General features: G+C 44.7%; 19 protein-coding genes. 14 read left to right on the forward strand and 5 right to left on the reverse strand.

Going from position 1 to position 21,929, the window contains the following annotated elements:
- Positions 1 to 56: 56 nt before the first annotated feature.
- Together QWY16_RS05855 and QWY16_RS05860 are read left to right on the forward strand one after the other, a co-directional pair.
- Positions 57 to 806: an ABC transporter ATP-binding protein gene (locus tag QWY16_RS05855; protein WP_300991999.1), complete on the forward strand. Its 750-nt coding sequence runs from the start codon at positions 57 to 59 to the stop codon at positions 804 to 806.
- The gene (locus QWY16_RS05860) at positions 790 to 1,989 is read left to right on the forward strand and encodes an ABC transporter permease (protein WP_300992000.1); all 1,200 of its coding nucleotides are present in this window, start codon (positions 790 to 792) and stop codon (positions 1,987 to 1,989) included. The genes QWY16_RS05855 and QWY16_RS05860 overlap by 17 nt, the downstream gene beginning before the upstream one ends.
- Before the next feature lie 762 nt (positions 1,990 to 2,751).
- Here the strand turns inward: QWY16_RS05860 and QWY16_RS05865 are convergent.
- Together QWY16_RS05865 and QWY16_RS05870 are read right to left on the reverse strand one after the other, a co-directional pair.
- Entirely contained in the window at positions 2,752 to 3,918 is a 1,167-nt protein-coding gene (locus tag QWY16_RS05865; protein ID WP_300992001.1) for an amidohydrolase, read from the reverse strand.
- A gap of 178 nt (positions 3,919 to 4,096) precedes the next feature.
- Entirely contained in the window at positions 4,097 to 4,606 is a 510-nt protein-coding gene (locus QWY16_RS05870; RefSeq protein ID WP_300992002.1) for an antibiotic biosynthesis monooxygenase family protein, read from the reverse strand.
- A gap of 206 nt (positions 4,607 to 4,812) precedes the next feature.
- Between QWY16_RS05870 and hemE the strand changes: the two genes are divergently transcribed.
- From hemE to QWY16_RS05890, 4 genes are read left to right on the forward strand one after another with little or no spacing between them, the layout of a single operon-like run.
- Entirely contained in the window at positions 4,813 to 5,859 is a 1,047-nt protein-coding gene (gene hemE, locus QWY16_RS05875; protein WP_300992003.1) for a uroporphyrinogen decarboxylase, read from the forward strand.
- Between the two features lie 44 nt (positions 5,860 to 5,903).
- The gene (hemH, locus tag QWY16_RS05880) at positions 5,904 to 6,821 is read left to right on the forward strand and encodes a ferrochelatase (protein WP_300993317.1); all 918 of its coding nucleotides are present in this window, start codon (positions 5,904 to 5,906) and stop codon (positions 6,819 to 6,821) included.
- 31 nt (positions 6,822 to 6,852) lie between these two features.
- Positions 6,853 to 8,271, forward strand: a complete 1,419-nt coding sequence (gene hemY, locus QWY16_RS05885; protein ID WP_300992004.1) for a protoporphyrinogen oxidase — start codon at positions 6,853 to 6,855, stop codon at positions 8,269 to 8,271.
- 14 nt (positions 8,272 to 8,285) lie between these two features.
- Entirely contained in the window at positions 8,286 to 8,756 is a 471-nt protein-coding gene (locus QWY16_RS05890; protein ID WP_300992005.1) for a FixH family protein, read from the forward strand.
- A gap of 240 nt (positions 8,757 to 8,996) precedes the next feature.
- Here QWY16_RS05890 and yhfH read toward each other — a convergent pair whose 3' ends face one another.
- Positions 8,997 to 9,122 (reverse strand): protein YhfH, encoded by a 126-nt coding sequence (gene yhfH, locus QWY16_RS05895; protein ID WP_300992006.1) that lies wholly within the window; start codon positions 9,120 to 9,122, stop codon positions 8,997 to 8,999.
- A 141-nt stretch (positions 9,123 to 9,263) separates the two neighbouring features.
- Between yhfH and lplA the strand changes: the two genes are divergently transcribed.
- From lplA to QWY16_RS05930, 7 genes are all read left to right on the forward strand, one after another.
- The gene (lplA, locus tag QWY16_RS05900; RefSeq protein ID WP_300992007.1) at positions 9,264 to 10,256 is read left to right on the forward strand and encodes a lipoate--protein ligase; all 993 of its coding nucleotides are present in this window, start codon (positions 9,264 to 9,266) and stop codon (positions 10,254 to 10,256) included.
- A gap of 73 nt (positions 10,257 to 10,329) precedes the next feature.
- Positions 10,330 to 11,034 (forward strand): response regulator transcription factor, encoded by a 705-nt coding sequence (locus tag QWY16_RS05905; protein ID WP_300992008.1) that lies wholly within the window; start codon positions 10,330 to 10,332, stop codon positions 11,032 to 11,034.
- Positions 11,034 to 12,137, forward strand: coding sequence for a sensor histidine kinase (locus QWY16_RS05910; protein WP_300992009.1), 1,104 nt, complete (start codon positions 11,034 to 11,036; stop codon positions 12,135 to 12,137). Before QWY16_RS05905 ends, QWY16_RS05910 begins: the two co-directional genes overlap by 1 nt.
- Positions 12,040 to 12,813 carry an ABC transporter ATP-binding protein gene (locus QWY16_RS05915; protein WP_300992010.1) on the forward strand — a complete coding sequence of 258 codons (774 nt, stop codon included), beginning with the start codon at positions 12,040 to 12,042 and terminating at the stop codon, positions 12,811 to 12,813. The genes QWY16_RS05910 and QWY16_RS05915 overlap by 98 nt, the downstream gene beginning before the upstream one ends.
- Positions 12,785 to 14,722 (forward strand): FtsX-like permease family protein, encoded by a 1,938-nt coding sequence (locus QWY16_RS05920; RefSeq protein WP_300992011.1) that lies wholly within the window; start codon positions 12,785 to 12,787, stop codon positions 14,720 to 14,722. Before QWY16_RS05915 ends, QWY16_RS05920 begins: the two co-directional genes overlap by 29 nt.
- Positions 14,723 to 14,889: 167 nt before the next feature.
- A complete protein-coding gene (locus tag QWY16_RS05925) occupies positions 14,890 to 16,443 on the forward strand; it encodes a fatty acid--CoA ligase family protein (RefSeq protein ID WP_300992012.1) in 1,554 nt (517 codons plus the stop codon).
- Between the two features lie 130 nt (positions 16,444 to 16,573).
- Positions 16,574 to 18,550 (forward strand): S9 family peptidase, encoded by a 1,977-nt coding sequence (locus tag QWY16_RS05930; RefSeq protein WP_300992013.1) that lies wholly within the window; start codon positions 16,574 to 16,576, stop codon positions 18,548 to 18,550.
- Between the two features lie 46 nt (positions 18,551 to 18,596).
- Here QWY16_RS05930 and QWY16_RS05935 read toward each other — a convergent pair whose 3' ends face one another.
- Both QWY16_RS05935 and QWY16_RS05940 read right to left on the reverse strand, forming a co-directional pair.
- Positions 18,597 to 18,953 (reverse strand): DUF5658 family protein, encoded by a 357-nt coding sequence (locus tag QWY16_RS05935; protein ID WP_300992014.1) that lies wholly within the window; start codon positions 18,951 to 18,953, stop codon positions 18,597 to 18,599.
- A 385-nt stretch (positions 18,954 to 19,338) separates the two neighbouring features.
- Positions 19,339 to 20,115, reverse strand: coding sequence for an enoyl-CoA hydratase-related protein (locus tag QWY16_RS05940; protein ID WP_300992015.1), 777 nt, complete (start codon positions 20,113 to 20,115; stop codon positions 19,339 to 19,341).
- A 102-nt stretch (positions 20,116 to 20,217) separates the two neighbouring features.
- On the opposite strand from QWY16_RS05940, the gene QWY16_RS05945 reads away from it, so the two are divergent.
- The gene (locus QWY16_RS05945) at positions 20,218 to 21,834 is read left to right on the forward strand and encodes an ABC1 kinase family protein (RefSeq protein WP_300992016.1); all 1,617 of its coding nucleotides are present in this window, start codon (positions 20,218 to 20,220) and stop codon (positions 21,832 to 21,834) included.
- The last annotated feature ends 95 nt before the right edge of the window (positions 21,835 to 21,929 follow it).

Below are 21,929 nucleotides of genomic sequence, written 5' to 3' on the forward strand. Positions count from 1 at the left end.
AAAAGAAATCAGCGGCCAGTTTTGATACAATAGTTTGAAAGAAAGAGGTGTTTTGATTGGCAATATTAGAAGTCCAGTCCTTGACAGGCGGCTATACAAGAAAGCCTGTATTGCAAGACGTGACATTTTCAATCAATAAAGGAGAACTGGTCGGTTTGATCGGATTGAACGGTGCAGGAAAAAGTACAACTATCAAGCATATTATTGGTTTAATGCAGCCACAGTCCGGAGAAATCCGCTTAAACGGCAAAACATTCGAAGAAGACATGGATGCTTATCGGTCCTTGTTTACATATATTCCAGAAACACCGGTTCTCTACGAAGAATTAACATTGAGGGAGCATTTAGAACTGACGGCAATGGCGTACAATATCGATTCGGCAGCTTTTGAAAAGCGGTCAGCTGCATTGCTCAAGGAATTCCGTATGGAAAAACGGCTGAAATGGTTCCCGTCCCACTTTTCTAAAGGGATGCGGCAAAAAGTGATGATCATGAGTGCTTTTCTGGTAAATCCGGCTCTTTATATTATCGATGAACCGTTTGTAGGGCTGGATCCACTGGGCATCAAATCATTGCTTGACCAGATGGAACAGCAAAAGAAAAAAGGGGCATCGGTCCTGATGTCAACTCATATTCTGTCGACGGCAGAACGCTATTGCGACCGAATTATTTTGCTGCATAATGGGCGCATCCGCGCTATGGGCACCATGAATGACTTGCGGTCAGCATTCAATATGCCGAATGCTTCGTTGGATGATTTATATATTGCGATGACTGAGGATGCTGTCAATGAAGAACTTGCATGAAGTATGGTCCACACGGCTTCAGAAATATACCATTGAAGTCCAGAATTATTTAAAATATGTATTTACCGGACATATTGCTGTCGTTTTGCTTTTCGCTATCGGAGCGGCTGGCTATGCGTATAGCGAATGGGTGCAGAACGTGCCGCCTGATTTTCCGGGAGCCTGGCTGCTTGCGGTCGTTTTCGGACTGCTTTTGGCATACAGTCCACCGACTACATTATTGAAAGAAGCGGATATGGTTTATTTTCTGCCGCTTGAAAGCAAACTGGACCAATTTTTAAAACCGGCATTAAAATGGTCGTTCTTTTCCCAGCTGTACTTGCCGGTGATTGCTTTTGTCGTTTCCTTGCCGATGGTGAACGCCCTGTATGGCTTGCCTTCGTCGCTTCTCATCGGGTTTCCGATATTGGTATTGCTTTTAAAATGGTGGAATCTCCAAACGGAATTCGCATTCAGAAAAGCGCGTGCTGGAGACAAAGCTTGGATAGATCGCCTCGTCCGTTTCACTTTGGTCTTGGTTTTTGTTTATCTCTATGTCAGTGGACAAATGCTGTTTGCGATACTGGTTTTGTTTGCCATCATCATTTATGGAAAATGGGTACAGCAGCAAGCGGCAGGAAAGCCGTTCGCTTACGAACATTTTATCGCGCTGGAAGAAAACCGGATGCTGCGTTTCTACCAGTTCGCCAATTATTTCACCGATGTCCCGCATATTAAAGGGAAGATTAAAGAGCGCGCTTGGCTAAATTGGGTTTACCGGTTTATCAAGAGAGGGCCGGAAAATGCGCATTATTATTTAATATGGCGGACGTTCATCCGCTCCGATGAATTGTTTTATCTATGGGTGCGGCTGACGGTTATTGCGATGGCAGGGGCTTGGCTCATTCCCTTTCCAATTGCTGTCGTAATCTTTTCGGCTGCGCTCGCTTTCGCATCAGCCATCCAAATTTGGCAGGGGCTGAACCAAACCCAACATTTCCGGATGGATAATTTGTTCCCGCTTAAAAATTTCAGCAGGGAACGGGCAGTCAGAAAACTTGTTATTGTGATGCAAGTGCTGCAGGCTCTTCTTATTGCTGCGGTACTTTTAATAGCTGGAGCTCCTCTGGTGGCTCTTGTTGCGTTTGCAGCAGTATTGATTGTTTCAGCTGCAACGCTGGCTGTATCAAAGAAAAAGAAATAATGAAAAGCCCCCGCAAATTGAATTGCGAGGGCTTTTCTCAGCTTGTTGAGAAAGATAAAACTTGTATCGGTAATCATCCCTTAACCGATATTCCGCCAACCAGCTGCGAAGACATTGGCCGAGGTTTGTGAGGGCAAGTCTTTGCGACGAAGCGCGCAGCGCTGCAGGAGCATAGGTTTTCAGCCGCGGGCGAGCGCCAAGCCGCTTCGTCGCTTCGCTCCTGTTTCTGTCTCTGTCTCTGTCTCTGCATCGCTGCGCTAGCTTCGAAACATGAAAGGGCGTTGCAGGGTCTCGGCTGTCTCGTCGCTTACGCTGCCCCGCAGGCAAGACATTGGCCGACGCCTGCGAGGCCAAGTCTTTGCGACGAGCTTGCGCAGGAGCAGTATGTTTTCCTCCGCTGGTTGGCTCCATATCTGGTGAGCAGGAACAAATAAGAGAAGGGTTTCTCAAAAAATCACACTTTTATAGAGTCTCTAAAAGTGATAAAAGAGAGCTGAATGCAGCGGAAGGCGGCGACTTCTGCGGGAACAGGGCGAGTCCTGAGACCCCGCAGGGAATGAAAGGGGCAAATTACTTTTGTCCCTTTCATTTGCGACGAAGCTAGCGAAGCGATGCAGGAGCACAAGGTTTTTGCCAGCGAGCGAGGAGGCTCAGGCCGCCCCCCGCGAAAAGCGTCCGTCCTGGAGCGCAATGACAGAAGAACATACGAGTTTCTCGACAGCCTGTGAAAAACCCCCGCAAATTGAATTGCGGGGGTTTTTCTTATTCATGGGCATTTAATGCAGCAGCTGCCAAGGTTTTAGCGGCTATGAGCATCGCCTCTTCTTTAAAATCGAATTTAGGATGGTGGTGAGGGTAAACATCGCCGTCCAGCATAGCGCCTGTAAAGAAAAAGGTTCCTGGCACATGCTGCAAATAATAAGCGAAATCTTCTCCACCCATGCTTGGTGCACAATTGAAAACTTCCGTTACACCTGGAACGTTTGCTGCCACTTCTTTCAAATACATCGTTTCTTTTTCATGGTTAACGACTGCCGGATAACCGCGCATGAAGTTAAATTCGTACAAGCTGTCTGTTGCAATGCTGGTACCTTCGATAACCCGTTGCATTTCCTTCTCCATTAAAACCCGGTTATGTTCAGTGAAAGTACGGACAGTACCGCCAAGAACGGCATTATCGGCAATAATATTGTAAGGGTTTTGGGCGGCAAAGGAAGTGACGGATAAAACAGCTGATTCCAGTGGATCTACGCGGCGGGAAACCAATTGTTGTAAGTTAGTGACGAGCTGAGAACCGATGACGACGGCATCTTTTGTTTCATGCGGGTTGGCACCATGTCCGCCGCGTCCTTGAATTTTTATTTCAAATGAATCTGCTGCAGCCATAATCGGTCCTACGCGGCAATCGATTCTGCCGAAAGGAGTGGTCGACCAGAGGTGGGTGCCAAAAATAAGGTCTACGCCGTCAAGGGCACCCGCTTCGATCATCGATTTAGCACCGCCTGGAGCCAGTTCTTCCGCATGCTGATGGATCAGAACATAAGTGCCGCTGAGTTCTTTGCGGAAAGTATGCAAAACTTTGCCGAGTATGAGCAATGTGGCTGTATGTCCATCATGGCCACAAGCATGCATGACGCCTGGAACAGTCGATTTGTAAGGGACGTCTTTCTGGTCTTGGATGGAAAGTGCATCAAAGTCGGCGCGCAAAGCGACAGTCTTTCCTGGTTTACTGCCCCGGATGGTGGCGACAACTCCATTTCCGCCGACCCCATGCTTTACTTCTACGCCAAGCTGTTCATAAAAATGCCGGATGTAATAAGCAGTTTTAGTTTCATTGAAAGAAGGTTCCGGATGCATATGCAGATGTCTGCGGATGTCTACCATTTCTTCATAGCTCGAATCTAATTCTTCATAAATTTTCTCAATCATTTTGTAAACCCCTTTCAATTGTCAAAATAATATTACTTAAATGATAGCATAAAAAAAAGAGCGTTTAGCTCTTTTTTAATGTGTGAGATTCGAATAGCAAACTATGAAGAAAGCTATATGCTCCAGATATAACGGCGCTTTGCTGCAAAGGCATCAAGTCTTTCAATTAATGAAGAACTTATTCCTCTTCCGGTTTTGCTTTATAAGTAGTGATGTAAGAAGCACCAGAGAAAATATTCGGCCGTTTTTCTCCAGCATTGTCTGCGGGTTTAGCATGTGCTTTGGAAAAGGCCTGAGATTCTTTCCATTTCTCAAAGAATGCCGGTGATTCCCATTCGGTCAAAACCACATACGTATCCGAATCACGTGGGCGCAAGACACGGAAAGCGACATAGCCAGGTTCGTTCTCAATCGCTCCGGCACGATTTTTAAAGCGATGTTCGAAAATCGGGCGGCCTTCATCCGTCACGGGGATATTATTGAAGACAAAAAAACCTTTTTCTTTAAAAGTTCCTGTGCCGTCGACGACTTCATAGCGGCGAGGGGTTTGAAAGATGGTCTTGCCTTCTGTTTCGTGGAGCAGCAAAGTAGTGTTTTCTCCTTGCATTAACACCATGGTTTCATTTGGGTGTTTTTCACGCATTTTCTTCATATAGTCGTAAGTTCCTGTGGTCATATAGAGATTCATCAAAATTCCTCCTTGAATTTAATCGTTTATTATATATGGTTCCCTCAAAAAAATAGCTGAAACACAAAATGGCAATCCGGTGAAGGGATAAGCGTCTAATTTATGACATTTGTTTAAGGAATCTATACAATAGAAAGCGTAGCGTCTATAGTATATACGGATATAGACTGCATAAGATGAAACGACTTGAAGGGATGAATATTAAAATGACAGCATTTAATGACACTTTTTTGAAAGCGGCACGCGGAGAGAAAGCCGATCACACACCTGTATGGTTTATGAGGCAAGCTGGCCGTTCTCAGCCGGAGTACCGAGAAATCAAAGAGAAATACTCCTTGGAGGAAATTACTCATCAACCGGAACTTTGCGCTTATGTAACAAAGCTTCCTGTCGACCAATACAATGTGGATGCCGCTGTTCTTTTTAAAGACATTGTGACTCCGTTGCCGGCAATTGGCGTAGATGTGAAAATTAAATCTGGAGTCGGCCCTGTAATCGACAATCCAATCCGGACTATGGCGGATATTGAACGGTTGGGGGAAATCAATCCTGAAAAAGATGTTGATTTTGTACTGGAAACGATCCGCATTTTGACGAAGGAACAATTAAATGTTCCGTTGATCGGCTTTTCAGGAGCACCGTTTACGCTTGCAAGTTACATGATTGAAGGCGGACCTTCAAAAAACTACAACAAAACCAAATCGATGATGGTGTCTCAGCCGGAAATGTGGTTTTTACTGATGGATAAGCTGGCAGATACAATCATCCCTTATGTAAAAGCACAAATCAAAGCTGGCGCGAAAGTAATCCAAATCTTTGACTCGTGGGTTGGGGCATTGAATGTGGAAGATTATCGCATTTTCGTCAAACCGGTAATGGAACGTATTTTCGCAGAACTTCGCACAGAAGGCGTACCGCTTATCATCTTTGGTGTGGGTGCAAGCCATTTGGCAAAAGAATGGCACGACCTTCCAGTGGATGTAGTCGGTCTGGACTGGCGCCTGCCGATTTCTGAAGCGCGCGCTATGGGATTGACGAAAACCCTGCAAGGGAACTTTGATCCAGCTTACTTGCTGGCTGACTGGCCGACAATCGAAAAACGGGTAAAAGCAATTTTGGATATGGGCTTGCAGCAAGATGGCTACATCTTTAATCTTGGCCACGGGGTATTCCCGGAAGTGCAGCCTGATACATTAAAGCGTCTGACTTCGTTTGTACATGAATACAGCGCTGCCCATAAAGCACGCATCTAATTGAATGACAAATTTCCTTTGAGGTGATCAGGTTGAAAAAGACAATGGGGTTATTGGTAATGGCGTATGGTACGCCTTATGAAGAAGCGGATATCGAACGCTATTACACGCATATCCGACATGGCCGCAAACCAAGCGAAGAAAGCCTGGAAGATTTGCGCAGCCGATATAAAGCAATCGGGGGGCTTTCGCCGCTTGCGAAAATTACGCAAGATCAAGCGCAAGCACTTTGCAGCCGTTTGAATGAAGTGCAAGATGACATCGATTTTAAAGTTTATCTCGGCTTGAAGCACATTGAACCGTTTGTAGAAGACGGAGTTGAAGCAATGCAGCGCGACGGCATTACAGAAGCGGTTTCCATTGTATTGGCGCCTCATTTCTCGACATTCTCTGTAAAATCATATAATGGCCGGGCTGCAGAAGCAGCAGAAAAAGCGGGCATTTCCTTAACATCAGTGGAAAGCTGGTATCAAGAGCCGAAATTCATCCAATACTGGAGCGAAAAAGTAAGCGCGGCTTTCGCTGAAATGTCTGAAGAAGAGCGGGAAAAAGCCTGCTTGATCGTTTCCGCGCATTCTTTGCCAGAAAAGATCATTGCAAATGGCGACCCTTATCCGGAGCAGTTAAAAGAAACCGCAGCATTGATATCAGAAGCTGCAGGAATCGAAAACGTAGAAGTCGGCTGGCAAAGTGCCGGGCAAACTCCAGAGCCTTGGATCGGTCCAGATGTCCAGGATTTGACGCGTGAATTATTCGTCCAAAAAGGATATACTTCTTTTGTTTATACGCCAGTCGGCTTTGTGGCTGATCATTTAGAAGTGTTATTCGATAACGACTACGAGTGCAAAGTAGTATGCGACGAAATCGGAGCGACTTACAGACGCCCGGAAATGCCAAACGTGCAGCCTTTGTTTATCGACGGTTTGGCGGACGTAGTTTTAAAGAAATTAGCAGAAAAATAATAGAATTTCATTAGCGAAAGAGAGGCGAAACGTGACGGAACGAACGCGAAAAGTAGCAGTCGTGGGCGGAGGAATCACAGGTCTGTCTGCTGCTTACTATTTACAAAAACAAGCGAAAGAGCAAAACATTTCGCTGGAGGTTACGTTAATCGAAGCCACACACCGTTTAGGCGGTAAAATTCAGACGCTTCGCAAAAACGGTTTTGTGATAGAGCGTGGACCTGACTCGTTTCTCGCCCGAACAAATAGCATCAATTTATTAGCCAAGGAATTAGGGATCGATGATCAATTGATTGAAAGCAGAGCGGGTAAAACCTATGTGATGGTTGAAGATAAACTGCATCCTGTACCGGAAGGTTCTGTAATGGGAGTGCCGACTGCATTTGGTCCCTTCCTTACTTCGAATCTGTATTCCTGGAGCGGTAAAATCCGTGCAGTCGGTGACTTGGTATTGCCTAAGTCTCCTGCTGCAACGGATCAGCCGGTGGGACCATTTGTCCGTCGACGTTTTGGTACGGAGGTTGTTGAAAACTTGATCGAACCGCTGTTTTCTGGATACTTCTCGGGGGATATTGACCGGTTGAGCATAAATGCCACATTTCCGGCATTCTATGAAATCGAACAGCAGCATCGCAGTTTGATTTTCGGAATGAAAAAAAACGGGAATATTCTGCCGGAAGAATTTACTACCGATAAGAACGGGGTTTTTCAAACATTCCAGCATGGTTTAGAAACGTTAGTGACAGCACTGGAAAAAGAACTTTCCGCTAGTACTATTTTAAAAGGTGTGAAAGTGGAAAGCATTGAAAACAACAATGCTAAAGCCGTGCTGACATTAAATAACGATTCAACGATTATTGCCGATGACGTGATTTTTGCACTTCCGCATTCGAAAGTTCAATCGTTGTTTGAACCTTATGGCTTATTGAAAGAATTGAAGGAAATGCCGGCGACGTCAGTGGCAACTGTATCTATGGCTTTTCCCGCTGAAGCGGTCAAGCAATACACGGATAATGCAATCGGTTTTGTGGTTTCGCGAAACAGCGATTTTGCTATTACGGCATGTATTGCCTCACATTGCAAATGGCCATCGCAAACACCGGACGGAAAAATGCTGTTCAAGGCATTTATCGGCCGCGTTGGCGATGAAGCCGTTGTGGAATTATCAGACAAGGAAATTGAAAAAACTGTCTTGGCGGATTTGAGGAAGTCGATGGCAATCGAAGCAGATCCGGAATTCACAATCGTTTCCCGTTGGAAAGAAGCAATGCCGCAATATTTAGTCGGGCATAAAGAACGCATTGAAAAAATGCGAAAAGAAATGAAAACAGCTTTTCCCATGGTTCAAATGATCGGAAGCTCATTTGAAGGATATGGACTGCCTAGTTGTGTTGGCCAAGGTGCAGCCGCGGCGCGCAAAATCATTGAACGATGCCATGTGGAACAATAAAGCGGAGGTACGATATGAAGAAGTTAATTTGGCTGGCATTGCCTTTTTTGCTGCTCGCAGCGTGCGGCAGTGAGGAAGCCGATTCTGCAGGGGCAGGCAATTCGCTGGAAGAAATAGTGGTGGAAATCAATACGCCTGAAACTGCAGAAGCAGCAGAAGAAGTGGTTTTGTCTGCTTCAGTAACACAAGGCGATGAAGCGGTAGAAGATGCGGATGAAGTCGTTTATGAAGTGTGGCAATCCGGACACCGTGACAGTGGAGAAATGATTGAAGCTGAACATACAGGAAATGGTGTATACGAAGCAGAGACGGTTTTTGAAGAAGAAGGCTTATATTTCATGCAGGCCCATACCAGTGCTCGCCGTTTGCATGTGATGCCGAAGCAGGAAATAACAGTAGGGGATCCAGATCCGGCTTCCATTGTACCTGACGACAGTGAAGATTCAGAAGGCATGAATAAGATGGAAAATCATTCTGGTCATTGAGATAAATAGAGAGCCGGCTGCGTTATGCAGCCGGCTTTTGTTAGTATAGATGAACTTAAGAAATAGTATGGTTTTCTCAGCTCATGGTGGAAGTCTTGCCCAAGCGACCAATACGGCGTAGTAGTAGGCCATTCTTTAGTACATTTAAAGTAATACAGAAATTAATACAGCAAAACCGTCTCCAAACAAAAATAAAAGAAGCGGACGCTGATTGACAGCGTCCGCTTCTTTTATGGATTCTTATAGATTATTGCACGATTCACATTGGCTACCATAACATTCATGCTGTTCTTCGACTTTTTCTCCACAATTCGAGCATTGTTTCGGGGGCAGATTCTTGAAAAATTCCACTACGTTTTCAATCATTTGTTCCAGCTCCTTTGTTATAGTACTGTGATGGTTTATTGAATTGTATTATAACAGAAAGAGTTCGTCAACCCTTAATCGTGAATTTTTTTAAATAATCCGTTAAACTAAAGAAAGAATGAACTTCAAAGGAGAGAAATTATGTATTTTGTAGATAATAAGGGCATTACTGATCCGCGCATTAACTTGGCAATCGAAGAGTATTTATTGAAAACGATGGATGTTGAAAAAGATCCGTTTTTACTGTTTTACATAAATGAACCCTCCATTATCATCGGGAAAAACCAGAATACCGCTGAAGAAATCAATACCGATTATGTGGATTCAAATGGCATACATGTGGTCCGCCGTTTGTCAGGCGGCGGTGCGGTTTACCACGACCTCGGAAACTTGAATTACAGCTTTATCACTGTTGACGACGGCAATAGTTTCCGCAACTTCCGGAAATTCACGGAACCTGTAGTGCGCGCTTTGCATAGCCTTGGCGTCAATGCAGAACTTTCAGGACGCAATGATTTGATCGTGGAAGGGCGCAAGGTTTCAGGGAATGCCCAGTTCTCGACCCGTGGCCGCATGTTTAGCCACGGAACGCTGATGTTTGATACAGAAATAGATGCAGTCGTCTCCGCATTGAAAGTCAGCAAAGAAAAAATCGAATCAAAAGGCATCAAGTCCATCCGCAGCCGCGTGGCCAATATTTCAGAGTTTTTGAAAGAGCCGATGACGGTTACGGAATTCCGTTCTGCTATTCTGGCTTCATTGTTTGAAGGTGAAGAAAACATTCAGTACTGGGAATTGACCGACCAGGACTGGGAAAACATCCGCGAGCTTTCGAAAGAACGATACGCGAATTGGGACTGGAACTACGGCAAATCCCCTAAATTCAATGTGAAGCATTCTCACCGTTTCCCGGTCGGCGGCATTGATGTCCGGCTTCAAGTAGAAAACGGAATCGTCCAGGATGCCAATATTTACGGCGACTTTTTCGGAGTAGGCGATGTATCTGAAATCGAACAAGCCATCACAGGGATCAAGTATGAACGGGCATCGCTGGATGAAGCCATCAGCAATTTCGATATTCCAAAATATCTCGGCGGCATTACAAAAGAAGAGTTTTTAAAATTAATTTATTAAGAATTCATGAAGAGCCTGCTATTGAGCAGGCTCTTTTGTTAAAATAGAAAGAAACAGGAAAGGGGGAATCGATGTGGCAGCTCAACGGATTTTCATCGTAGAAGATGATTTGAAAATTGCGGCATTGCTGGCCGAGACTTTGCGCAAATACCATTACGAAGTGGAAACCGCGAAAGACTTCGACCGCATCCTCGATGAGTTTGAAGTATTTGATCCCCATATGGTTCTGCTAGATATTAACTTGCCTTCTTATGATGGGTATTATTGGTGCCGTCAGCTGCGCCAAATATCCACCTGTCCTATTTTATTCATATCTGCCCGATCCGGAGAAATGGATCAGGTATTTGCTTTGGAGAATGGCGGAGATGATTTCATCACGAAACCTTTTCACTATGAAATCGTCCTTGCAAAAATAAGAAGCCATCTGCGCAGGGCCTATGGGGAATATGCACCGAAGCAAGAAGAACGGTCTGTAAAAGCGGGGCGCATCGCTTTATTCCTTGAACGAATGGAGCTTCATGTCAAAACAATTATCATCCCATTGCAGAAAAAAGAATGCACAATTATGGAATTGCTGCTGTCCCAGTTTCCGAAAGTAGTGACGCGTGAGCAGCTGCTGGAAGAATTATGGGATGATCAAGCTTTTGTTGATGAGAACACATTAAATGTAAACATGACGCGCGTCCGGAAAAAATTGGCTGACTATGAAGTGCTTTCATCAATCGAAACAGTTCGGGGATCCGGGTATCGCTTGCTGATTCATGAGGAGGAACTGTAATGTTCCGACTGTTCTTTAAAGAGCACGCAGCTTTTATCGTCTTTCAAGTTGTCTTAGTGGCTTTTATCATGGCGCTTTATTGGCTGGATGGCTTTCGCAATTTGGATACAGCCATTTATTCTTTTGTGATTAGCACGCTATTAGTCGGTACTTTTCTGGCTGCCCGTTTTGTTAAGAGATATCATTTCTACCGAAAAATCCTGGCCATTCCGGAAAACATGGAACACGCGATACAACGGGAAGGAAAATCACCTGAACAGCTTCAAAGTGAAAAATATTTACAAGAGCTGTACCGTCTTTACCAAAATGAAGCGCAGGCCCTGTATGCTTCCCAAAAACGCCATTTGCAATTTATGAACCAATGGGTGCATCAGATGAAAACGCCTTTATCCGTGATGCAGTTATTGCTGCAGGAAGAAGGGGAACTCGACAAAAACAGCGTCCGGGAAGAAGTGGATCGCCTGAAGTCAGGGCTTGATACCGTCTTGATGAATGCGCGTCTTGATACATTTGAAGAAGATATGCAAATTGAACAAATTTCTCTGCGCACCTTGGTGTCAGAAACCATCACAGAAAATAAACGTTTGTTCATTTCTAAACGCATTTACCCTGAAATTGATATGGCGGAAGACTGTATGGTGGCGACTGATAAAAAATGGATGAAATTCATTTTTAGTCAGTTTTTGACCAATGCTTTAAAATACACATTTGAACCGAATAAAAAAGTGTACATTCATGCAGAATGTGCAGATGGCCATGCCGTTTTAACCATTCGAGATGAAGGCATCGGTATCCCATCATCCGATTTGCCGCGCATCACAAAAGCTTTTTTCACTGGCGAGAATGGCCGGAAAATAGGGGAATCGACCGGTATGGGCTTATATTTGGCCAAAGAAGTATGTGAAAAACTTGGGCATAAACTAGCTATTTCCTCAGTCCATGGACAAGGCACGACGGTATCGGTGTCGTTCTACAACCAAGACATACCAACAGGAGGAAAAGACGATGTCGTTATTGAAAATCGACGAAGTGACGAAGGTGTACGAGGGGAAAGTCACACATCGGGCATTGAATCAGCTGAGCTTCGAAGTGGAAAAAGGTGAGTTTCTCGCTGTTATGGGACCATCCGGCAGCGGAAAAACAACGTTGCTGAATTTAATTTCCACTATCGATACACTGACTGCTGGTGAAATTCTGATTGATGGGGTTAATCCGCATCGCCTGGATAAAAATGATTTAGCATTATTCAGAAGACGCAAACTCGGCTTTGTTTTTCAGGATTTCAATTTGCTGCAAATGCTGACAGTTGAAGAGAATCTTGTCTTGCCGCTGACGCTCGATTATATGCCGACCAATGAAATGGCATTGCGGGTGCTGGAGCTTGCCAAACGGCTCGATTTGACTTCGATCCTTCATAAACGCCCCAACGAAATTTCAGGCGGGGAAGCACAGCGCACGGCAATCGGACGTGCACTTATTCACAAACCGGCCATTATTCTGGCGGATGAACCGACGGGCAACCTGGATTCAAAAGCTTCCCGTGACGTTCTGGACTTATTGTCAAGAGTCAGTGCCAACGAAGGTGCTACCATTGTGATGGTTACCCATGATCCCATCGCCGCCAGCTATTGTGATCGGGTCTTGTTTATCAAAGACGGTGAATTTTTCAATGAAATATACGGCGATGAACGCCGCCAGACGTTCTATCAAAGAATCTTGAATGTTCTATCCTTGCTTGGGGGAAATGTGAATGACCTTTCGGCAACTCGCTTACCATAACGTCCTTCGAAACCGGCGGAGCTACGCCGCTTTTTTTCTGGCCAGTGTTTTTTCCGTTATGGTGTTTTTTGTTTACTCGATGTTTATTTTTCATCCGCTTTTTAAAGAAGACGGACTGCAGGAATTAGCCGTCCGCGGCATGTTCATCGCAGAAATTGTATTATATGTTTTCACACTGTTTTTCTTATTGTATTCCATGAGCGCCTTTTTGCAGGCACGTTCTAAAGAATTTGGCATTCTGATGCATTTGGGGATGACAAAAAAACAATTGAATAAATTGATTTTCTTCGAAACAATCATTCTCGGCGCTGTCTCGACTATAGCTGGGATTGCTCTAGGTTTTGCCTTCTCCAAGTTCTTCTTTATGATAGGACGCGAAATCATGGAACTGGAATCCTTGCCGCTCTATGTGTCTTGGAAGCCTTTTGCTTTGACTATAGGAGCGTTCACCAGTTTGTTCATCATCATTTCCTTTATCAGTGTTGCGTTTATCCGGACAAAAGGAATCTTGGATTTGCTGCAGGGCTATTGGAAAACGGAAGAAGTATCAAATGTGTCAAAAGTATTATCAGTTCTTGGAATCGTACTTCTTATATGTACATATATTTTAGCTTCCATTGTGACTGATAAAACCGTTTATCAACTGGCAGTGATCATACCGCCGCTTGCCACGCTCGGAACTTATTTGTTTTTTACCCATTCGATTCATTCGCTGCTGAATATATACAAGCGGAAAAAAGGGGTTTACTGGCACAAAACACGTCTTGTCTCTCTTGCTGAAGCTTCGGTGAAACTAAAAGACAGCGCTCAGATGTTTTTTATCGTGACGATTGTGTCGACAGTCGCTTTCTTGACAGTAGGAACATTGGCTTCCTTCATGTCTTATACAGGAGATTTCCGTGAATCCAACCCATTGGGACTGGTTTATATTTCATTCCAGGGCAATGAAGCAGAGCAGGAACACATAGAAGGGCTGACTTCGCAATTAGAAGAAAAGCAATTGGCATATGATCTGGTGCCCATTCCTATAAAACGCCAAACTTCAGCATTAACTGGGAATGACGTGGATATTGTCCCGGCCTCACAGTTCAACCGTTTGGCTTTTGCGCTCGATTTTGAACCGGTTTATCCTGAACGAGGGAAAGGGCTGTTTATTCCATACTCAAGAGAATCGTTAAAAGAGTTGGAAAATCTGACTTCCCAAACCACTTTAGTGGAAAGCGGCATTTCGCTGTCGATTGATGAAGTTTATCAGCGGATTATGTTTCCGAATCATACGATGAATGTAAACAGCATCGTCGTTAATGACGAGGACTATGAAGCAATAGATGAACCGCTTGCTGGCTATGCACCAGGAGAATCAACTTTTACTTATTATGCTTTTGCTGTTCCTGAATGGGAGGAAACAGTGACGATCGGTGAAAAATTGACTGAGCTGATGCAACAAGCGATAGCAAAGGCGGATTTCAGTAATGTGAATTTCTTCTTTGAAAACCCTGGGGAAGATTATCGATGGTTCAAGTCGTCCTTTGCGATTCTCTTGTTCATCGGTGTGATGGTAGCGGCTGTATTCTTGCTGGCAGCCGGCAGCTTTATTTACTTCAAGCTTTATACAGGGCTCGAACGTGACCGGAAACAATACTTGCTGCTGGTCCGCCTTGGCATGACAGAAAAGGAACTCGGAAAAATTGTCAACCGGCAGCTGATTCCTCAATTCTTTTTGCCTTGGGCAGTAGCGTTGCTTCACAGTACATTCGCTTTCATCTCACTTCAAGTAGTATGGGATGAATTTGCCGAATTATCGATTTTGGGCGAAATGGTCCTCGTGTTGAGCGGCTTTACAGTTGCTCAAATCTTGTATTTCTTTTTAATACGCTGGCGTTACATCGCCCATCTGCAAGCATCGTAATTTTACGATGCTTTTTTTGTTCTGGAGAAAGTTGAAAATCGTTTTAGCCTCTGTCCCTTAACTATGCAAAATTACGAACCTTATTGTATTGTCTGAACATTTATTTTATAATGAATACAAAGTAAATTATGAATGAGTATTCATTCAACGCGAAAGAGGGATGGGAAATGAATTTAGGGAAGCTTGTTCATGAAATTTCACAGCAAGATCCAAGCAAGACGGCGTATCATTTTATGGGGAAAGATACATCGTACGGGGAGTTTGATCAATCCGTTACAAAATTCGCAGGAGCATTGAAATCACTGGGAATCGAACAAGGGGACCATGTCGCATTTTTGTTAAGCAATACACCGCATTTCCTCATTTCGTTGTACGCGACTATGCGATTAGGAGCGACAGCTGTTCCGATTAACCCGATTTATGCACCTGATGAAATCGCTTACATACTGAAAGACAGTGATGCAAAAGCAGTCATTGCACTCGATGCTCTCTTGCCGCTTATCGAAAAAGCTCATCTGGCGCTGCCAGCGGTTTCTTCTTTTATCGTTTGTGAGACTGCCCCGGAAACGGCAGCCAAGCTGGCTGAATTGCCGGCAGATGTAAAAGCGAAAGTGCATGCATTTTCAGACCTTATCCGTCAGCCGGGATCGTTGGAGCAAACCGTCGAGGTGCAAACAGATGACAATGCAGTCATTTTGTACACATCGGGGACGACTGGCAAGCCGAAAGGTGCCATGCTGACGCATGAAAACCTTTACTCAAACGCACGCGACGTGGGTGCTTACTTGGGCATAACGCCTGACGACCGGGTAGTGGCCACTTTGCCGGTGTTCCATGTTTTTGCATTGACAGTCGTAGTAAATGCGCCTCTGATGCAAGGAGCCACTATTATTCTAGTGCCGCGCTTCAATCCGAAAGAAGTTTTTGAAGCGATCAAATCACAAAAGGCGACGATTTTTGCCGGGGTGCCGACCATGTTCAATTTTATGTACCAGTTCCCGGAAGCTCAGACAGCCGATTTTGAAACAGTCCGGCTAGCCATTTCAGGCGGCTCTGCGATGCCGGTCGCGCTGCTTCACAATTTCGAGGAAAAGTTCAAGGTCCGCGTTTCGGAAGGCTATGGTTTATCAGAAGCTTCACCGGTGACTTGCTTTAATCCGATTGACCGCGAACGCAAAGCCGGTTCGATCGGCACATCGATCATCAACGTTGAAAACAAAGTCGTCAATGAACTCGGGGAAGAAGTGCCGGCCGGCGAAGTCGGTGAATTGATTGTCCGTGGCCCGAATGTGATGAAAGGCTATTACAAAATGCCGGAAGAGACCAATGCCGCTCTCCGTGACGGCTGGCTCTATACAGGCGACTTAGCCCGGGTTGACGAAGAAGGTTATTTCTATATTGTGGACCGCAAGAAAGACATGATTATTGTTGGCGGCTATAACGTGTATCCGCGTGAAGTTGAAGAAGTGCTGTTTGCCCATCCAGGAGTCTCGGAAGCCGCTGTTGTCGGTTTGCCAGACCCAAATTTTGGCGAAGCTGTCCATGCTTATGTCGTATTAAAAGATGCTTCAGTGACTACTGAAGACCTGCAGACATATTGCGTTGAACATTTAGCCAAATACAAAGTGCCAAGGCATTTTGAGATTCTGGAAGATCTGCCGAAAAACACAACCGGCAAAATTCTTCGCCGTTCTTTAAAAGAGCAAGCATTGAATAAATGATAGAATGGCTTCAGCAATTAATGCTGAAGCTTTTTTGTTTTGGACTTGATTGAAAAAACTGACAGTTTTCCTTATACTAAAGAAACAAGTATTGCGAGTTTCGAAATAGATTTCACTAGGAGGATTTTCATTGAAAAAAAATGCAGTAGAAATAAAAGACTTAACAAATTTAGTGTCAGTCACAGATCCCCATATCTCACCAGATGGTACGAGAGCATTATTTATCCGGACTCATATGGACGAAGAAGAAAATACATACGTTGGCCATCTATATCATATTCATTTGGAAAGTGGAAAAGTGATGCAATGGACGCATGGCAAAGAGCGGGTTTCTGCTCCGGCATGGTCAGCGGACGGCAATTATGTTGCTTTTTTATCTACACGCGATGAAAAAAATCAATTATATGTAATGCCGTCAACAGGCGGGGAAGCACGGGCAGTGACCGATTTTGAAAAAGGAGTCGATGCGTTCCTTTGGTCGCCATGCGGCAAAAAAATCTGGTTTAATGCGCTTGCTAAAGAAGGGAAGACTTTTACAGACAAAGAAGATAAAGATGAAAAGAAAAAGCCGGAACCGGTTTTTGTAACAAATCTGAAATATAAAATGGATGGCATGGGCTTATTGCCGATGGACTTTCATCGCCATATCGGTGTAATTGATATCGATTCCAACGATGTTGAGCAAATTACGGAAGGCAATTATCATTATGGGCTGGAAGCAGTATCACACCGAGGGGATAAACTGGTTTACGGCGTAACACGTGAAGAAAATCTTGATTTCGTTTTCCGCCAGCCGCTATATCTGTATGAAGTCAAAACAAAAAAAGAAATTCCGATAGTGGAAGAAGAAGGTTATTTTGACGGAGCTGCTTTTTCCCATGATGATTCGAAAATCGCTTTTGCGGGGAGCACCCGCCAATTTGAAAACGCCACACATTCGAACATTTATATCTATGATGTTGCACAAGAATCTCTTTTCTGTTTGACAGAAGGTTTGGATGCTCCGATTGGCGATTACGTCGTGGCGGATTTCCAGCAAGGTGCAAATGCTCCGGCAGTGGTGTGGACAAAAGATGATCATTTGTATTTTCAAGTTTCCGCCATGGGAGATGTACGTCTATACTTTGCGTCACTTGATGGCGCCGTTTACCCTGCCTCTCCGGAAATGGAGCATGTTTACGGCTACGACATTTCAAAAGATGGTGTATTCGCTATAGCGGCAATCAGCACTCCGGTAAATCCGGGAGAGTTGTATAAATTGACCATTGCCACAGGCGAACGCCAAGCATTGACCGAGTTCAACAAGACATATATAGAAGAAACTGAATTGATCGAGCCTGCTTCAATCATGGCAGAAGGAGATAAGGGCTGGGATGTACATGGCTGGCTCATGAAACCGCGCGGCTTTGAAGAAGGGGAGAAATACCCGCTTGTGGTCAATATACATGGAGGGCCGCATGCTATGTATGCCAACACGTTTTTTCATGAGATGCAATTGCTTGCTGCACGTGGTTTCGGTGTGTTGTACGTCAACCCTCGCGGCAGCCATGGCTATAGCCAGGAATTTGTCGATGCAGTGCGTGGGGACTACGGCGGATCCGATTACCAGGACATTATCAAGTCCCTTGAAGGCATGATCGAAGAACATAGCTGGATTGATGCAGATCGACTTGGTGTCACCGGCGGCAGTTACGGCGGCTTTATGACGAATTGGATTGTCGGACACACGGACCGTTTTAAAGCGGCTGCCACACAGCGTTCAATTTCCAACTGGGTGTCATTTTTCGGAGTATCAGACATCGGCTATTATTTCAGCGACTGGCAATTGGGCGCTGATATGACGGATGTCGATAAGCTGTGGCAGCATTCCCCGTTGAAATACGCGGGAAATATAAAAACGCCTTTACTGATTTTGCATTCCGAAAACGACTACCGATGCCCGATTGAGCAGTCTGAACAGCTTTACGTAGCCTTGAAGAGCATGGGCAAAGAAACTGAATTTGTGCGTTTCCCTGAAGCCGACCACAACTTGTCGCGTACAGGAAAACCGAATCTGCGCTTTGCACGCCTCGAACAGATTACCGGTTGGATGGAGAAGTACTTATAAGAGTTAAAATCTCAAGAACGCCCGACTTCTGTTGGGCGTTTTGCTTTTATAGACCGCTATTCATCTGGATGATGAACATGAAATTATGAACCATGACAACAAAGGCAATCCAGCTGGCATGAAGAAACAAAATCAGGGAGTATAAAACATTAGCGGAAATTAGCAGGTAGCGCCAGTGGCGGGAGTGATTAGAAATGAATGGCGTAAAAAGCAAACTGAAAAGGCAAAGGGATAATAGGAACTTGATTGTTAGAATGGAGAAAGGAGAAAAAGAGCTTAATAAGGGATTGCCTTCTGTTATATAACCAAACTTGATGCCACAGAAAGTCAGGATTCCATCGAGAATATTCAAAATGCCCAGTATCCAAACATAAATTTTTAATGGAGTGTTTTGCTCAGCCATAACTATGCTTCACCTCTCGCATTTATTGAAATCATTTTAGAATAAACTCTTTTTGTCCCAGTTAACGGTTATTAATATAGAAGTACCCATTTGTTTTACTATTCAGACGTACAATTAGACTATAAGAAATTTTTTTAATTAAAAATATTATTTTTAATAGTTAATTTATCCTTCAAAATGCTAGGCTGCTTAAAGGCATTCTGTAACTTATAAGAATTTATGTATAAAAGCCTTTTGACCATAAGTAAATTGGCAGTGAATAGAAAAAGAAGGAGCACTCCGAAGAGATGCTCCTTCTTTTTATGGGTTTTCTTCAAGTTGTCTGCGTCAACACAACGCCAATCCAAAAGCCGTGCATCCAGCACGGCTTTTTTCTGATCCGATATTATTTCCCTTTAAACACAGGTTTCCGTTTTTCACTAAATGCCATCAATGCCTCTACACGATCCTCTGTCGGAATGGTCAGCTCGTAAGCTTTCCGTTCGATATTCAAGCCAGTTTGCAAATCAGCGTTCATGCCATTTTTGATGGCGAATTTCGCTTGCTGCAATGCGATCGGGCCATTGGCGAGCATCATATCAGCGAACTGGGCAGTGACCTCAACCAGTTCAGTGCGAGGCACCACTTTGGTGACGAGCCCATAGTCCAGCGCTTCAGCCGGCTTTAAGCGGCGTGCCGTCAAAATCAGTTCCATCGCTTTTGACTCGCCGATCAAACGCGGCAGCCTTTGTGTACCACCGGCTCCTGGGATGATGGCAAGGCTGGTCTCGGTTAACCCGAGAAGCGTATCATCCGTGATGATGCGGAAATCGCAAGCGAGTGCCAGCTCCATTCCGCCGCCAAAGGCAAAACCGTTAATCATGGCAATCGTCGGCTGCGGCAAGTTTTCAATCGTCGTAAAAACTTCACCAATTTTAAAGATATTGCGCTTCACATGCTGTTCAGTCAGCGTCTTGCGTTCTTTCAAGTCGGCTCCGACACTGAACGCCTTTTCTCCAGCGCCTGTAAAGATAACGACGCGGATATCCGGATTGATCCGGATCGCTTCGACCACTTGGCTCAGTTCAGCCAACATGTCATAGTTGAAGGCATTCATGGAATCCGGCCGGTTCAATGTGATGAAGGCCAAATTGCCATGCTGTTCGTAATGAATTGTGTCCATTTCCATCCCCCTTTTAATCGTTCCATCCGTTAAAAACATACCACTTTTTGGACTATTCCGCCATCAGACTCTATAATTAAGCGCAGAGAGGGGACTTTTTTTATGAACCGTATCGCTTTGATCCGCATTTATCGGATTGTTTATATGGCCATCAAATTTTACACCCAAGCGATGCTTTTCCAGCGCCGCTACCGCGGAAATTGGAATCCGCTTGTTGAAGAGAAATGGGAAAAGCTTGTCACGAAGCAGGCAAAAAATTATAAAATTTTGGCCTTGAAGCTTGGCGGGCTTATGATTAAACTGGGACAATTTTTGTCGACGCGGGCGGATATTATGCCTCCGACATTTCTTCAGGAACTCGAAGGTTTGACAGACCGTGTACCTTCAGTGTCACGCAAAAAAATCGTTTCTGTTCTTGAAAAAGACTGGAACTCTCCATATTCCAGTTTTTTGACTGATTTATCGGATGCTGCTGTGGCCTCAGCCTCTATCGGGGAAGTTTACAAAGGCGTACTGAAAGACGGAACCGAAGTGGCTGTAAAAGTGCAACGGCCTGGAACAGACCGTATTTTACGTGCTGATTTTCAAGCGATGCGGATTGTTGTTTGGATGTTGAAAACGTTCACGCCACTGTCCAAACAAATCGACTTCCGGCAATTGTACCGGGAAATGACCGAAACAATTGGAGCAGAGTTGAACTTTTTGCAGGAACTTCAAAGCGGCCGCTCATTTTCCGACCGTTTCAAAGAGACGGAAGGCGTTCGTTTTCCAATTTATTTTGACGATCTCTCAACGCGCCGCGTACTGGTAATGGAGTGGATCGAAGGCGCGCGCATAACCGACCTCGCTTTTATTGAGAAACATAATCTTGATCGCCATGCCATCGCAGAACGGCTGTTTATTTTATTTTTGGAACAGGTCCTTAATGGCGGCCAATTTCATGCCGATCCGCATGGCGGCAATATTTTGTTGAAACCGGACGGCACTATTGTGCTGATAGATTTCGGCATGACCGGAACTATTTCCAAGTCGGACGCCCAAGCAGTGCTGCGGATAGCTGAAGGCATCGTTTTCCAAAATTACGATCAAGTGCTGGATGCCCTTGAAGAATTGCGTTTCCTGTTGCCGAATGCGGATCGGGATCTTTTAGCAGACACCATTGCGCGGCTGGTTGCAGCGTATCAGTCTAATGAATTGATGCAGATGGACAGTTTTGTTGTAGAGCGCTTGCTCCGCGATATACAGGATATTGTCCGGACGCAGCCTGTCCAGCTGCCTGCTGAATTTGCATTTTTTGGCCGGGCTACATCAATTTTTATAGGTGTTCTCCATGTTCTGGATCCCGCTATTGATTTATTGGCGCTCGCCCGGCCCCGCATATTGGAATGGGCGGCTTCTCAAAAAGAAGGCAAGCGGATTATTGGCAAAGAAGACGTGCTGCGCTGGGCAATCAATGCAACAGGCCCGCTCCGCGTTCTTCCGCAAAAAATCATCAATTATCTTGAAGAGCCGGAACGGATGCGCCATTACTTGGAAAACCGGGATGGGCGGCAGCGGGAGCATCAGCGGGATTTACAGAGCCGGATGTTCGCCGGGATTTTCACGATTCTATCGTTTACAGGCATATCGATGGCTGTCTGGTTTTCACATGAAGCTTTTATGTGGGTTTCATCCATTTTCTTTGTCGGTTCACTATGGGTTTACCGGTCGATTAAATAATAGATAATGATAAGATAAAAAAATCTGTGCCAAGAGCGGCACAGATTTTTTTGCTTTCAAGTCTTGCAATTTACTGAATTCGGAGTAGAATTAAT

This window comes from Planococcus shenhongbingii (assembly GCF_030413635.1).
Lineage (GTDB): Bacteria > Bacillota > Bacilli > Bacillales_A > Planococcaceae > Planococcus > Planococcus shenhongbingii.

What these genes read in the sequence shown, in the direction of transcription:
- QWY16_RS05860 (WP_300992000.1), top strand. Translation starts at nt 790, where the DNA reads ATGAAGAACTTGCATGAAGTATGGTCCACACGGCTTCAGAAATATACC.
- QWY16_RS05865 (WP_300992001.1), bottom strand. Translation starts at nt 3,918, where the DNA reads ATGATTGAGAAAATTTATGAAGAATTAGATTCGAGCTATGAAGAAATG.
- QWY16_RS05870 (WP_300992002.1), bottom strand. Translation starts at nt 4,606, where the DNA reads ATGAATCTCTATATGACCACAGGAACTTACGACTATATGAAGAAAATG.
- hemE (WP_300992003.1), top strand. Translation starts at nt 4,813, where the DNA reads ATGACAGCATTTAATGACACTTTTTTGAAAGCGGCACGCGGAGAGAAA.
- hemH (WP_300993317.1), top strand. Translation starts at nt 5,904, where the DNA reads ATGGGGTTATTGGTAATGGCGTATGGTACGCCTTATGAAGAAGCGGAT.
- QWY16_RS05890 (WP_300992005.1), top strand. Translation starts at nt 8,286, where the DNA reads ATGAAGAAGTTAATTTGGCTGGCATTGCCTTTTTTGCTGCTCGCAGCG.
- yhfH (WP_300992006.1), bottom strand. Translation starts at nt 9,122, where the DNA reads ATGATTGAAAACGTAGTGGAATTTTTCAAGAATCTGCCCCCGAAACAA.
- lplA (WP_300992007.1), top strand. Translation starts at nt 9,264, where the DNA reads ATGTATTTTGTAGATAATAAGGGCATTACTGATCCGCGCATTAACTTG.
- QWY16_RS05910 (WP_300992009.1), top strand. Translation starts at nt 11,034, where the DNA reads ATGTTCCGACTGTTCTTTAAAGAGCACGCAGCTTTTATCGTCTTTCAA.
- QWY16_RS05915 (WP_300992010.1), top strand. Translation starts at nt 12,040, where the DNA reads ATGTCGTTATTGAAAATCGACGAAGTGACGAAGGTGTACGAGGGGAAA.
- QWY16_RS05920 (WP_300992011.1), top strand. Translation starts at nt 12,785, where the DNA reads ATGACCTTTCGGCAACTCGCTTACCATAACGTCCTTCGAAACCGGCGG.
- QWY16_RS05925 (WP_300992012.1), top strand. Translation starts at nt 14,890, where the DNA reads ATGAATTTAGGGAAGCTTGTTCATGAAATTTCACAGCAAGATCCAAGC.
- QWY16_RS05935 (WP_300992014.1), bottom strand. Translation starts at nt 18,953, where the DNA reads ATGGCTGAGCAAAACACTCCATTAAAAATTTATGTTTGGATACTGGGC.
- QWY16_RS05940 (WP_300992015.1), bottom strand. Translation starts at nt 20,115, where the DNA reads ATGGACACAATTCATTACGAACAGCATGGCAATTTGGCCTTCATCACA.
- QWY16_RS05945 (WP_300992016.1), top strand. Translation starts at nt 20,218, where the DNA reads ATGAACCGTATCGCTTTGATCCGCATTTATCGGATTGTTTATATGGCC.